This is a genomic window from Streptomyces sp. NPDC058307, from assembly GCF_042880295.1.
In the GTDB taxonomy this organism is placed as follows: Bacteria; Actinomycetota; Actinomycetes; order Streptomycetales; family Streptomycetaceae; genus Streptomyces.
In genome coordinates this window covers 61766-75271 of the sequence record NZ_JBHVYZ010000013.1, presented here as the reverse complement: position 1 = coordinate 75271, position 13506 = coordinate 61766, and the positions used below count along the sequence as shown (strand labels likewise).

The 13506-nt window shown below is 72.3% G+C and carries 6 protein-coding genes and 1 pseudogene; 5 read left to right on the top strand and 2 right to left on the bottom strand.

All coding sequences use genetic code 11. The features are described from left to right. Nucleotides 1-303: 303 nt before the first annotated feature. From ACFVYN_RS12440 to ACFVYN_RS12420, 5 genes are all read left to right on the top strand, one after another. Complete coding sequence (locus tag ACFVYN_RS12440; protein WP_389996420.1) at nucleotides 304-3684, top strand: S8 family serine peptidase; 3381 nt, start codon at nucleotides 304-306, stop codon at nucleotides 3682-3684. Nucleotides 3685-3752: 68 nt separating this feature from the next. Beyond that, entirely contained in the window at nucleotides 3753-5465 is a 1713-nt protein-coding gene (locus ACFVYN_RS12435) for a rhamnogalacturonan lyase B N-terminal domain-containing protein (RefSeq protein WP_389996417.1), read from the top strand. Between the two features lie 119 nt (nucleotides 5466-5584). After that, nucleotides 5585-9322, top strand: a complete 3738-nt coding sequence (locus ACFVYN_RS12430; RefSeq protein ID WP_389996414.1) for a helix-turn-helix domain-containing protein — start codon at nucleotides 5585-5587, stop codon at nucleotides 9320-9322. A 124-nt stretch (nucleotides 9323-9446) separates the two neighbouring features. Further along, nucleotides 9447-10874 (top strand): polysaccharide deacetylase family protein, encoded by a 1428-nt coding sequence (locus ACFVYN_RS12425; protein ID WP_389996411.1) that lies wholly within the window; start codon nucleotides 9447-9449, stop codon nucleotides 10872-10874. A 333-nt stretch (nucleotides 10875-11207) separates the two neighbouring features. Continuing rightward, on the top strand, nucleotides 11208-11978 hold the full coding sequence (locus ACFVYN_RS12420; protein ID WP_389996408.1) for an SDR family NAD(P)-dependent oxidoreductase: 771 nt from the start codon (nucleotides 11208-11210) through the stop codon (nucleotides 11976-11978). A 134-nt stretch (nucleotides 11979-12112) separates the two neighbouring features. Here the strand turns inward: ACFVYN_RS12420 and ACFVYN_RS12415 are convergent. Beyond that, nucleotides 12113-12544: pseudogene (locus tag ACFVYN_RS12415) on the bottom strand (SDR family NAD(P)-dependent oxidoreductase); the annotation flags it as partial. Further along, complete coding sequence (locus ACFVYN_RS12410) at nucleotides 12537-13385, bottom strand: alpha/beta fold hydrolase (RefSeq protein WP_389996405.1); 849 nt, start codon at nucleotides 13383-13385, stop codon at nucleotides 12537-12539. The gene ACFVYN_RS12410 and the pseudogene ACFVYN_RS12415, both read right to left, overlap by 8 nt. Between the last annotated feature and the right edge of the window lie 121 nt (nucleotides 13386-13506).

Here is a 13506-nt window from a genome sequence, read left to right as displayed (position 1 = left end):
AGGTGTCGCAGGGGGCCCGTCGAACGCCTCTGACCACGGGCCGTCCTGTTTTTCAGTGCTGGTCAGGGCCTACTGAACAACTCCCCGTCCTTGCAGAGTCGGTGCGAACCGGTGGCGCTCCCTCGCCGTCGGCTCTTCAGCAGGCGGCCCCGGTCACCGAACCCCCCTCGGTGACTCGGGGCCGCCCTTCCGCTCGCGTCCGCGACCAGCTACGGACGACGCACCGATCACGGGGAAAGGGACCTTCCTTTGCGGCACCAGCACCGACGAACCACGAGGCGACCGACCGGGCACACCAGGAGCTTGTGCGGCATCACCGCCGTCCTGGCCCTGACCTGCCTGACCGCGACCGCGACGGTCACCTCCGCCGCACCGAGCACGTCGGGCGGCCCGCCCACCGCGCCCCCGGGCGCCCTGGCCAAGCCCATCGCGCGCGTGACGCTCCTGACCGGTGACACCGTCGCCGTGGACGGCCACGGCCGGGTGGTCGAGGTGCGGCCGGGCAAGGGCCGCGGCGGCATCGGGTATTCGGTACGGCACTTCGCCGGCCACACCTACGTCGTGCCGCTCGACGCGACGAGGCTGCTGGGCAGCGGCAGGCTGGACCGCCGGCTGTTCGACGTCACGCGGCTCGTCGAGGACGGCTACGACGACACCCACCGGGCGCAGGTGCCACTGATCGTCTCCTACAAGGGCGCCGGCCGTGCGCAGCAGGAGGCCCGGGCAGCCCTCCTCGCCACCGCGACGGAGGTCACGCACCGGCTGCCGGCCATCCACGGCGACTCGCTGACCGCGGACAAGCCGGACGCCGGCAAGGTGTGGCAGGCGCTGACCGACACCGCCGGCGGCCGCGCCGCCGTGACCGCCGCCCCCGGGATCGACCGGGTGTGGCTCGACGGCCGGGTCAGGATCAGCGCGCAGGACTCCGGTGCTCCCGACCCGCACGGCGGGGTCGCGCAGATCGGTGCCCCGACGGCCTGGAAGGCGGGCTACACCGGCAAGGGCGTCAAGGTCGCCGTCCTGGACACCGGCATCGATGCCACCCACCCGGACCTGAAGGGCAGGGTCCTCGAGTCCAGGAACTTCACCGACTCCGACTCGGCCGACGACAGGCAGGGTCATGGAACCCACGTCGCCTCCACCATCGTCGGCTCCGGGGCGAGGAGCGGCGGGACGTACGAGGGAGTGGCACCGGGAGCGGAGTTGCTGGTCGGCAAGGTCCTGGACGACACGGGCTTCGGCGACGACTCGGGCATCATCGCCGGGATGCAGTGGGCCGTGGCGCAGGGCGCCAAGGTCGTCAACATGAGTCTCGGCGAGGTCGACACCCCGGACGTCGACCCTCTGGAGAAGGCTGTGAACGACCTGTCGGCCTCCTCCGGCGCCCTGTTCGTCATAGCCGCCGGCAATTCCGGCCCCTCGGACACCACCGTCGGCTCCCCGGGATCGGCCGCGTCCGCCCTGACGGTGGCCGCCGTGGACCGCGCCGACACGATCGCCTCCTGGTCCAGCCGCGGCCCCACCGCCGACGGCCGCCTCAAGCCAGACATCGCCGCGCCCGGCGTCGACATCATCGCCGCGAAGGCCGCCCACGGCACCGAGGGCAACGACGAGGCGCCCGGCTACGTGTCGATGTCCGGCACCTCGATGGCCACCCCGCACACCGCGGGCGCCGCCGCCGTCCTGGCCCAGGAACACCCCGGCTGGACCGGTGAACGGCTCAAGTCCGCCCTCACCGCCTCGGCGAAGACGCTGGGCGGCGTCACCGCGTACGACGTCGGCGCCGGCCGGGTCGACCTGGCAGGGGCGATCGGCGCGACCGTCGGCAGCGAGCCGTCCGCGGTCGACTTCGGCACCCCGGCCCCGTGGCCGCACAACGACGACACCCCGGCCACCAGGACCCTCACCTACCGCAACGACGGCACCGGGCCGGTCACCCTGGACCTGGGCATCACCGCGACCGGCCCCGGCGGCAGGACGGCGCCCACCGGCATGGTCACCGTCTCCCCCGCCCGGCTGACCGTCCCGGCCGGCGGCACCGCGCGGGCGGCGGTCACGGCCGACACCCGGCTCGGCAGCGCCGACGGCCTCTATTCCGGCGCGATCACCGCAAACGGCGACGGGCACAGCGTCCGCACCGCCGTGGCGGTCGACCGCGAGGTCGAGACCCACAGACTGACCCTGGTCACCACCCGGCGGGACGGCAAGCGCGACAACGAGCCGGACGTCACCGTGGCAGGACTGGACACGGGCAAGCAGTTCACGCCCTACGACGACGGAAAGGCACGCGGCGGCACGGTCACCCTGCGGCTGCCCCGGGGGCGCTACGCGATCAGCGCCGCCACCATCACCCCGGCAGGACAGTCCGTCCAGTTGATCGCCCCCCACCTCGTACTCGACCACGACACCACCGTCGCCCTCGACGGACGCAAGGCGAAACCTGTGAAGGTGACCGCTCCGGACCGCCGGGCCACCCTGCGCGACGGCCAGGCCGTCTTCGCCGCCCGCGGTGCCACAGCGGCCTACGACTTCTCCGTCGGCACGTCCATCGACGCCAAGAACAGCTTCCTCGGCCAGGTCGGCCCGAACGCCCCCGCGAACTCCGCCATCGCCCAGATCGGTGGCGTCTGGCAGCGCAGCGCGACCTCACCGGCGTACACCCTGGTGACCACCCGCACCGGCGGGTTCTTCGACGGCCTCACCCGCACCTTCGCCTCCACCCGGGGCATGGCCAGGGTGAACACCTCCGTCGCCACCGCCCTGGCCAAGGCGGAAACCGCGCCGAACAGCTGGTGGAGCACACCCGGCCGGCCATCGCTCGACCAGGTCGTCTCGCCCCTCGAAGGGCCGCTGCGGCCGGCGCCGGCCTCCTCCGTCGTGCAGTACCTGTCCGCCGACCACGGCATGCGCTGGTACCTGGGCGCCCGGACCCAGAACGGCACGGACGGCGAGGGCATGGTCGCTTTCACCACCGTCCGCCGCTTCGAACCGAACCGTGTCTACCGCGTCACGCTGGACGGCGGTGTCCACGGCCCGATCGTGACACCGACGAAGCTCGTGGGCGGGCTGCGTGTCGGCCGGTACTACGCGGTGTGTGTGCCGATGTTCTCGGACGGGCCCGGCGACTTCTCGTACTCCGCGCAGACCGGCGTCCACACCCGGCTCACCTCCGGCAGCAAGGTCGTGGGCGACTTCACGGAGGACACCTGCCCGAACACCTACTCCAACCTGCCGGCCGGGACAGCGCGCTTCAGACTCTCCGTCACCGCCGACCGCAGCAGGGGCTACAAGATCAGTGACCACGTGGAGGGCGTGTGGACCTTCACCTCGGCGAACACGCCTGAGACCCAGGTGGTCGCCTGGCCGCTGTCCGTCGTCCGCTTCCACCCGAAGCTGAGCCTGACCGGCACCGCGAAGGCGGGCGCCCGGATCACCGTCCCGCTGTCCCTGCAGGGCCCGGCGGCGGCCAAGGGGCACCTGAGGTCGCTGAGGGTGAAGGTGTCGTACGACGGCGGGCGCACCTGGGCCCCGGTCACCGTGCACAACGCGGCGAGCGGCAAGCCTTACCTGGCCCTTACCAACCCGAACCGGCCCGGCACCGTCTCCTTCAGGGCGGACCTCGCCGACACCGCCGGCAACACGTACACCGGCACGATCCGCCACGCCTACCGCACCGTCCGGTAACCGGAAGGCACCCGGCGGTGGTGGGCCAGCCCGGCCGCCACCGCCGCACACCACGGCCCGTCAGTCCCATGCTCACGAACGGAACCACCATGGCCGCACACGGTCACCGACGTCCGACCCGCCGCGACGTCCTGCTCAGAACCGCCGCCGGCGGACTCGTCCTCGGCGGGGGCGCCGCGGTCGCCGGCCCCCTGCTCGCCAGCGCCGACGCGGCACCCAGCGCCTTCGGATACCGCGACGACGGGCGGGCCTACGTCGTCACCACCGGCGCCGACCTGGTCTTCAAGGTCGACCACCGCAACGGCGACCTGACCTCCCTGGTCCACAAGGGCACCGAGTACCAGGGCTACGGCAACCGGAACTCCCACGTCGAGACGGGGCTCGGCGCCTCGTCCGTGGGCATCCGCAAGACCGGCGACACCATCCTGGTCACCGTCGTGCACGGCACGATGCACCACTACTACGCCGCCCGCCGCGGCGAGAACAACGTCTACATGTGGACGAACAAGGCGGACGCCTCCATCACCGCCACCCGCTACATCGTCCGCGTCAGGCCCGGCCTGTTCCCCAACGACAACCCCGACACCTGGGACGCCCGCACCGACACCCTCATCGAGGCCCAGGACATCCGCCGCAAGCCGAACGGCACCACCCGCTCCAAGCACTACTCCAACCAGCGCGTCATCGACTACGACCACGTCGGCTGGAGCGACGGCAGGACCGGCATGTGGATGGTGCGCAGCAACCACGAGAAGGCCTCCGGCGGCCCCTTCTACCGCTCGCTCATGCGCCACCACTACGAGGACGGCGCAGGGCTGTACGAGATCCTCTACTACGGGGAGAACCAGACCGAGCCGATGCGCTTCGGCCTCCAGGGGCCCTACGTCCTCGCCTTCACCGACGGCGGCGCCCCCGCCCGCTCCCTCTCCCACGACGTCATCGACACCTCCTGGGCCGACGGCCTGGGCCTGGTCGGCTGGGTCGGCCGCGCCGGTCGCGGACGGGTCGCCGGCGTGGGCGTCAGCGGCCGGAGCGACGGCCACGCCTACACCGTGGGCTTCGCGAACGCCGCCGCCCAGTACTGGGCGAAGGCCGACGCGGCCACCGGCCACTTCCTCTCCCCGTACATGCTCCCGGGCACCTACACGCTCACCGTGTACAAGGACGAACTCGCCGTCCACACCGAGTCCGTCACCGTCACGGCCGGGAAGACGACGGCCCTTCACACGCTGAGGATCACCGCCGACCCGAGCCGGAACCCCGCGATCTGGCGCATCGGCGACTGGACCGGCACCCCTGCCGGCTTCCGGAACGCCACTCTCATGACCACCATGCACCCCTCCGACGCACGCGCGAGGCCCTGGGCCACCGGTGTCCACACGGTGGGCTCCTCCGCCGCGGCGGACTTCCCCTGCTACCAGTGGGCGGACATCAACAACGAACTGAAGATCCGCTTCAGGCTGACGCAGCAGCAGCTGGCCTCCGGCCACACCCTCAACATCGGCATCACCACCGCGTTCGCGAACGGCAGGCCCCGGATCAGGGTCAACGACTGGCTCTCCGCCGCACCCCAGCCCGCCAAGGAACCCACGACCCGCTCCCTGACCGTCGGCTCCTACCGGGGCAGCAACCACACCTACAGCTACGCCGTCCCGGTGAGCGCCTGGATCAAGTCCGCCGACGCCTACCAGGAGCTGACGATCGACATCGTCAGCGGCTCCGGCGGCACCGCCTACCTGAGCCCCGGGGTCTCCTACGACGCCATCGAGCTGGTGCCCTGAGCGGGGCGTTCCGCGTGATGGACCGGGATTGCCTGCGGATGACTGAAAACGTAGGTTGAGCTCCGTTTTGTGTTCCAGGGTTGTTCGAGAGCTGTTCGCGGGTTGAAAGGTGCCACCAGGTGGGCCGACGAGAAAAACCGGTCGACCCCGGTGCCGGACCGGTCCAGCGCCTCGCGCACGACCTGCGCCTGCTGCGGGAGAAGGCCGGCAAGCCGCCGTACCGGGAGATGGCCGAGCGGGCCGGCTACTCCACGACCGCGCTGTCGCAGGCCGCGGCCGGCGACCAGCTGCCGACACTGGCGGTGGTCCGCGCGTACGCGGAGGCCCTCGACGCCGACCCCGACGAGTGGGCGGCCCGCTGGCGGGAGGCGGACGCCGAGCTGCGGGCTCCCACGGCCGACGAGCGCGCGCCGTACCGCGGGCTGGCCCGCTTCGAACCGGCTGACAGCGACCTGTTCTTCGGCCGGGCGGCACTCGTCCACGAACTGCTGCACCTGGCGCACGCGCACCGGTTCGCGGCGGTGTTCGGGCCCTCCGGCAGCGGCAAGTCCTCGCTTCTGCGGGCTGGCCTCATCCCGCTGCTGCGGGAGGACAGGGGTGCCGGCCGCCCGGCGGTGGTCCGGGTCCTCACCCCCGGCGAGCGACCTGCCCACACACATCGGCAGGCGCTCGTTCCTCAGGACGGTGAGCTGGACACCTGGGTGATCGTCGACCAGTTCGAGGAGCTGTTCACGCTCTGCCACGACCGGGAGGAGCGGGACGGCTTCCTGGACCTGCTGCTCCGCGCGCGTGAGCCGGAGAGCCAGCTGCGGGTGGTGGTCGCGGTGCGCGGCGACTTCTACGGCCACTGCGCCGAGCACCGGGAGCTGGCCGAGGCGGTCGCTCACGCGAACCTGCTGGTCGGGCCGATGAGCGCGGACGAGCTGCGCGAGGTCGTCACCGGCCCGGCCACCGCGGCGGGGCTCAACGTGGAGCGGGTGCTGACCGCGCGGATCGCCGAGGAGGTCGGCGACCGGCCGGGCGCGCTGCCGATGCTCTCGCACGCCCTGCTGGAGACCTGGCGCCGCCGCCGGGGCCGCACGCTGACGCTGGCCGCGTACGAGGAGACGGGCGGTGTGCGCGGGGCGATCGCCGCCACCGCCGAGCAGGTCTACGGCGACCTGGACGGGAGCCAGGCACGCACCGCCCGGCGCATCCTGCTGCGGCTGATCACCCCGGGCGACCGTACGGCCGACACGCGGCGCCCGGCATCCCGTTCCGAGCTGGGACCCGGTGCGCCGGACGTGCTGGAACGTCTGGCCGCCGCCCGCCTGGTCACCCTGGACGGCGACACCGTCGAACTCGCCCACGAGGCCCTGATCACCGGCTGGCCGCGTCTCGCCGGTTGGATCGAGGAGAGCCGGGAGCGGCTGCGCGCCCAGCGGATCCTCGGGGAGGCCGCCCGCGCCTGGAAGGAGCTGGACCGCGACCCCGGCGCGCTGTACCGGGGGGCACGGCTGGAGCGCGCCGAGGAGCTGTTCGGCGGGCAGCGGGAGAACGACGACGACGACACCGACGACCTCACCCGGCTGGAGCGGGCCTTCCTGACCGCCTCGGCCACGGCCCGTGATGGCGAACGGGACGCCGTCACGCGCACCGCCCGCCGCACGCGTGCGCTCAGCGTCGGTCTCTCCGTCTTCCTCGTGCTCGCGCTGACCGCGGGACTCGTCGCCTGGCAGCGCGAGCGGGTGAGCGAGGAGGAGTCCGCCAAGGCCGCCGCCCGGCGCCTGGCCACCGTCGCCGAGAGCCTGCGGGCCACGGATCCCCGTACCGCGTCCCTGCTCGGCGCCGCCGCGTGGCGGATCGCCCCGCTGACCGAGTCCCGCTCGGCCGTGCTGGGCGCGCTCGCCCAGCCGGAACGGGACTCCTTCACCGACCCGCAGGCCGGCGAGGACGTCCGGCGGTTCCTCACCGACCAGGGCCGCACCCTGCTCAGGGCCGACGGCAGCCGGGCCACCGCCTGGAGCGTGGCCGGCCACCGCCGCACGGGCGTCTACCGCCTGCCGAGCGGCACCGAGGCGTCCGACGTCGGCCCCGGCGGGCGCTTCCTCGTCCTGACCGGGGAGGACAGCGACACCCTGTGGAACCTCCCCGAAGGGAGGTCCGCCGCCGATCTGGGCGATGCGGAGCTCGGGGCGACCGCGCCGGACGGAGACGCGTATCTCACCCAGCCGATCGACGGGCCCGGCCAGGTGCAGGTTCGGCGGACGGACGACGGCAAGGTCCTCTTCACCACCGGCGTCTCCCGCGCCATCACCACGTCGGCCCTCGGCCCCGGCGGACGCCTCGCCGCGCTCTGTCCCGCCCAGGGGCCGCCGCAGGTGTGGGACACCGTGCGCGGCAGGCGGCTGTCCGGCGCGTGGGACAAGGCGGACGGCATGGTCTGCGGCACCGGCACGGGAGCCGACGGCGGGGAGCGCCTGCTGCGCCTCAGCGCGGACGGCAGCCGGCTGGCCGTGACCTACGGCGCCTCGGCCGACGTCTGGGACATCCGCAGCGGTCGTGGCGTCGCCGACTTCGCCGGCGGCGGCACCACGGGCTTCACCGAGGCCGGCCTCTCCCCGGACGGAGAGTTCCTCGCCACGACCGACGACCAGGAGATCGCCGTATGGCAGCTGGCGTCCGGGGGCGGGCAGGTCTTCCACCGGCCGCTGGCCGGCGCGGAGGTCAGGGGGCTGACGTGGACCCCGGACCACGGCCGCCGGACCCTGCGCTACCTCGACCGCGCCACCGTCCACACCCTCGACCTCAGCGACCGCCTCACCACCCCCTGGCGGCACACCCCGGCCGACGCCACACTCCTCGACCCGGACGGCACCACCCTCGCCACCGTCACCAGGGCCGGGCACGGCTACCGCCTCGACCTGCGCTCCACCGGCAGCGGCGCGGTACTCGCCCGGAGCGCGCTCGGCCCCCTGCCGGGCGACACCGGCGACGAAACCCCGCTGCTGTCCTTCAGCCCGGACGGCCGGACGCTCGCCGTCGCCGACACCACTTCCTCGGGCGGCTCCCTGCGGCTGCGTTTCACGGTGTGGGACGTACGAGCCCATACGGTCCGTACGAGCTTCACGACCTCCGGCGCGGCCGACCGTCCTGTCTCCGCGCTCGCCCTGGGCACCGGCGGGCGCACGCTGCTGGCGGTACGTTCCGCGGGCGACCGCGAGGCGGCGGAGGTCTGGGACACCCGGGCCCGTCGCAGCCCGCGAGCCCTGCACGGCCTCTTCGGGCAGGCCGTGGCCGTGCGGCCGGACGGCCAGCTCCTCGTCGGCGACCTGGACCAGTACGCCGACCTGCCCTCCGGCAAGGTCACCGGGTGGGCGCTCGCCGACGGCCGCGAGGTCACCGCCCTCGCCTTCAGCCGCGACGGCAGCCGCCTCGCCGTCGGCGACACGACCGGGCACGTGACCCTCTGGGACGGCGACCTGCGCCACACCACGGGTGTCCTGACCGGCACCGCCGACACGGCCCCGCCCGGCGTCCCCGAGGCCGTGGGCGCGCTGGCCTTCTCCGCCGACGGCAGCACCCTCGCCGTGGGAGGAGCCAACGGCACCCTCCGGCTGTGGGACACCGCGGGCCAGCGGCTCCTCGGCGGCGACCTGCCCACGCCCGGGGGCGAGATCCGTTCCCTCGCCTTCGGCCGGGACGACGGCACGGTCTACGCAGCCGGCCCGGACGTGGTGCTGCAACGCCACCCCATCGCCCCCGACGCGGCCGTCCGGACCGTCTGCGAACGCGCCGGTGGCGGACTGACCAGGGCGCAGTGGCGCCGGTACGTCCCCGACGCGCCGTACCGGCAAATCTGCCCGACGGGGCGCTGAATTGTTCACGGCGACTCCGGGGCTCGCTGAAAAACGCCCCTGACCAGAACGATCGGAGATCACAACGGCCGTCGGCGTCCCTCCGACGCGGCGGCCGGTCCTCCTCTCCTCAGGTTCTGGTCACATGCGCTCTCGCACTCTGCTCCCCGCCCTCCTGCTGCTCGGCTCGCTCACCTCGGCCTGTGCAAACGGCACGTCCGAACCCCCGGTCACGGACGGTCCCCGGGCCGGCTCCTCACCCTCCCCGGCCCGGACGGTCGACCCGTCGAAGATCAAGGGCCTGGAGATCGTCGACGACAACAGCGAGAACAGCTCCTGCCCCTTCGCGACCAGCTACCCGGACGTGCCCGGCGCGGAGGCGATGACGGCCGCGATGAAGAAGGACGTGCAGCAGCGCCTGGCGACCTTCCGCTCGGGGGCGTGCTCGGACGGCTCGGACAGCATGGAGGGCAGCGAGCTCAACATCAGCCACCAGTTCCTGGTGGCCTCCGGCGACGTGCTGGGCGTCCGCCTCACCACGCAGGACCACAGCGCCGCCTCGGACGGGCAGTCCGCGAGGACGTACTGGTACGACGGCAAGGCAGGCGCCTACAGCACGGCGCTCGGACTCGTCGCCGGCGGCTCCCGGGACGCCTTCGTCGCCGCGGTGAAGGACCAGCTGCGAGGCCGGGAGGGCGTGGACGCCGCCACCCTGGACGGCACGCTCTCCGAGCCGGACTCCCGCGCCGCCGCCCTGGACGACATGGACTTCACCGCCGGCGGGGCACTGCGGGTGAACCTCGACCGCGGCGAGGTGGGCGCCCCGCCGGCCGGGGCCTACACGGTCACCCTCCCCGAGGCGACGATCACGCCGTGGCTGTCCGGGTTCGGCAAGCGCGTCCAGCGGCAGACCGCCGGTCCCAGCCCCTCGCTCGACCTGGGCGCGCCCCGCGTCCCCGCCCCGGCCGTCCCCGCCCGTACCGCCTCCGGTGACGACGACACCGACTGCAAGAAGGTCAAGTGCGTCGCCCTGACCTTCGACGACGGACCCGCCGCTCCCGAGACCGCGACCCTGCTGACCTACCTCGCCCAGTACCGGGCACGCGTCACCTTCTTCACCGTCGGCCAGAACGTCGCCGCCCACCCCGAACTCGTCCGCGCCGAGGCGAGGGCCGGCCACGAGGTCGGCAACCACTCCTGGAACCACCCCGACCTCACCCGGCTCACCCGCAGCCAGATCGCCTCCCAGCTGGACCGCACCAGCGCCGCCATCAAGGCCGCCACCGGCACGGCCCCCACCCTGGTCCGTCCGCCCTACGGGGCGATCAGCCGGCTGGTCCGGGCGGCCACCCGCCTCTCCCCCGTGCTGTGGGACGTGGACACCGAGGACTGGAAGTACCGCGACCCCGCCAAGGTCGCCCGGACCGTCATCACCAAGGCCCATCCCGACGACGTCGTCCTCCTGCACGACATCCATCCCACGTCGGTCGCGGCAGTCCCCGAGATCCTGCGCACCCTCACCGCTCGCGGCTACCACTTCGTCACCGTCAGCCATCTGCGCGCCACGCTGTGACGCAGACGGATGCAGTCCGGGTCAGGCGGTTTCCTCAAAGAGGAAGTCCCGGCTGCCGGGCACCAGACGAGCAGCCTCCACCAACAAAGCCGCCCGCACATCCGTGCGCTGTGCGACGGCGTCTGCGTCTGCGTCTCCCGGGTCCGGCGAAGTCCAGGCTGAAGACCGGGTATAGGCGACCCCGTTCCGAATTCCGCAGGGCATCATCGAGCTCGACGCCGTCCGCAGCGCCCCAGCATGCGTCCCGGGCGCGGGAGCTTCAACGTCGCCGCGTCATCCCCGAAGCCCTGCGGATGCAGAGCCTCTCCTCACGTCAGCAAGCGAAGGAACCCCATGGCACGGATCACGAACAGAACGGTTCTGATCGTCGGCGCCTCGTCAGGGATCGGGGCGGAGGTGGCGCGGCAGCTCGGCCACGGCGACAACCGTCTGGTCATCACGGCACGACGCGGCCCCGAACTGGCGGCCCTGGCAAAGGAAGTACGAGCCGCCGGCAGCGCCTGCCTGGACATCGCCGCCGACGCCCTGGCCCCGCAGGCGGCCGCCGACGTGGTGGCGGCCGCCGTCGCCGCGTACGGATCTGTCGATGTCGCCCTGCTCAACGCCGGTCAGGGACCGGACATGTCGATGGACGACGTCAGCGTGGCAGACGTGTCACGGATCATGGCGCTGAACTACGACGTCGTCGTCAACTACCTAGTCCCCTTGATCGCGCAGATGGGAAACCAGGCGCACGGCGGCCTGATCGCCCACACCAACTCGCTCGCAGGGCTCATGGGCATCCCACGCCAAGGCCCCTACTCGGCCGCGAAGGCGGCCGCACGCACGCTCATCGACGCCGCGCGCGTCGAACTGGCACCCAAGGGGATCCGGTTCACCAGCATTCACCCCGGCTTCGTGGCGACCGACCGGGTCGACGCCGACGGCCTGCCCAAGCCCTTCCAAGTCAGCACGGAACGTGCGGCACGCCATGTCGTACGCGCGCTGGAAAAGGAGCCGGCGCAGGCGTACTTCCCCTGGGCGACGACAGCGCTGGTTCGCACGCTGAGCGCCCTGCCCACGAGCATCTCCTCAGTCGTCCTCCGAAGACTGGCCTCCCGGTGACGCACACGCACTCCAGTGCCGATCAGGGCGTTCATTGAAATGAACGCCGCGTTCGGTTTCCTGTTCCGCATCGTCTTCCGCAACACAGCGGACCCCTTCATGCCCAGCCGGCCCACCGTCCGCTCCTCGACGAAGGCGAACACCGACGAGACCAGGACGAGCCGGCCACGGTTCTCGATGAGGCTCGGCAGGGCGGCACGGACGGTGTTGAGCGCACCCCCGACGTTCACGTCGAAGAGGCGATCGACAACTGGAGCCGATGACGCCCGGACGGTCACGCCCCGCGCGAGCACGCCCGCGTTCGCGATCACGATGTCCAGGCGGCCGGCGTCCCTGACGACGGTCTCGACCGCACGGGTCATGTCGCCGAGGTCGGTCACATCGCCGACCAGGTAGGTGACCCGTTCGTCGATCGGCTCGCCCGCGGCCGGCCGGTGCAGATCGACAACGAAGACCCGGGCCCCGGCCGCGGTCAGGGACCGTGCGGTCGCCGCGCCCAGGCCCCGGCCGCCGCCGGTGACGAGGGCGACCTTGCCGGCGATCGACCGGTCTGGCCTCTCAGTCATCGAGGAACTCCAGAACGGCGGGGACGAAGTCCCGGTGGTGCTGGAAGATGCCGCCGTGCCCGGAGTTCGGGTAGATCTTCAGCGTCGCGTTCGGGATCCGGCGGGCCATGTCGGCCGAGTTGCTGCTCGCCACCATGAGGTCGTTGTCACCGTTGGCGACGAAGACCGGCTGGGTGATCACCGACAGGTCGTCGGGGGCGTGCAGTCCGGCCGCGCGGATGGCCTTCAGCTGCGCGCGTCGAGCCTGCAGGGAGATCTTCTCGTCACGATTCTGGGTACGTTCCTTGAGCCGGGCGAGGTAGTCCTTCGCGGCCCGCTTGCCCTCGGCGTTGCGCGGGAAGAACAGGAACGTCCTGGCGTCCTTCAGGGTGAGCGCGGACTTGACGTACGCACTGACCGCGACCTTGTTGATCTCTTTGATGCCGCCGCCCCCGCGGGGGCCGGTCCCGGCCAGGATGATCCGGCGCACCAGCTCGGGGGCCTGCAGGGCCACCATCTGTGCGACCCCGCCGCCGAGCGAGAATCCGAGAAGGTCGACCTGGTCGAGTCCCATCGCACGGATGAAGGCCACGGCGTCGCGCCCCATGTCCTCGAGGTCGGGCGGCACGGACCCTCCGGACGCGCCGACCCCGCGGTTGTCGAACGTGATCACCCGGCGGCGGGCGGCGATGCCGTCGATGATCCTCGGGTCCCAGTCGTCCAGGACAGCCATCAGGTGGTGCAGGAACACCACCGGAACACCACCGGCCGGACCGAGCTCGCGGTAGGCGAACGGCACCCCGCCGACGTCGATCGTGCGGGTGGGCACGTCGACCCACTTCATGTTCTTTGTCGTCTTCATCTGACCTCATCGGGTACGGGCGGAGGGCGTCTGCTCCGCCACTTGCATTGCGGTCGTTACATTACGGTCATAATATAAACAGCTCCGAACGAGTGGTGCCAAGAGCTGCGGGGCCGCCGTG

Coding starts and splice junctions, on each gene's coding strand:
- ACFVYN_RS12410 (WP_389996405.1), bottom strand. CDS start 13,385: ATGAAGACGACAAAGAACATGAAGTGGGTCGACGTGCCCACCCGCACG.
- ACFVYN_RS12425 (WP_389996411.1), top strand. CDS start 9,447: ATGCGCTCTCGCACTCTGCTCCCCGCCCTCCTGCTGCTCGGCTCGCTC.
- ACFVYN_RS12420 (WP_389996408.1), top strand. CDS start 11,208: ATGGCACGGATCACGAACAGAACGGTTCTGATCGTCGGCGCCTCGTCA.
- ACFVYN_RS12435 (WP_389996417.1), top strand. CDS start 3,753: ATGCTCACGAACGGAACCACCATGGCCGCACACGGTCACCGACGTCCG.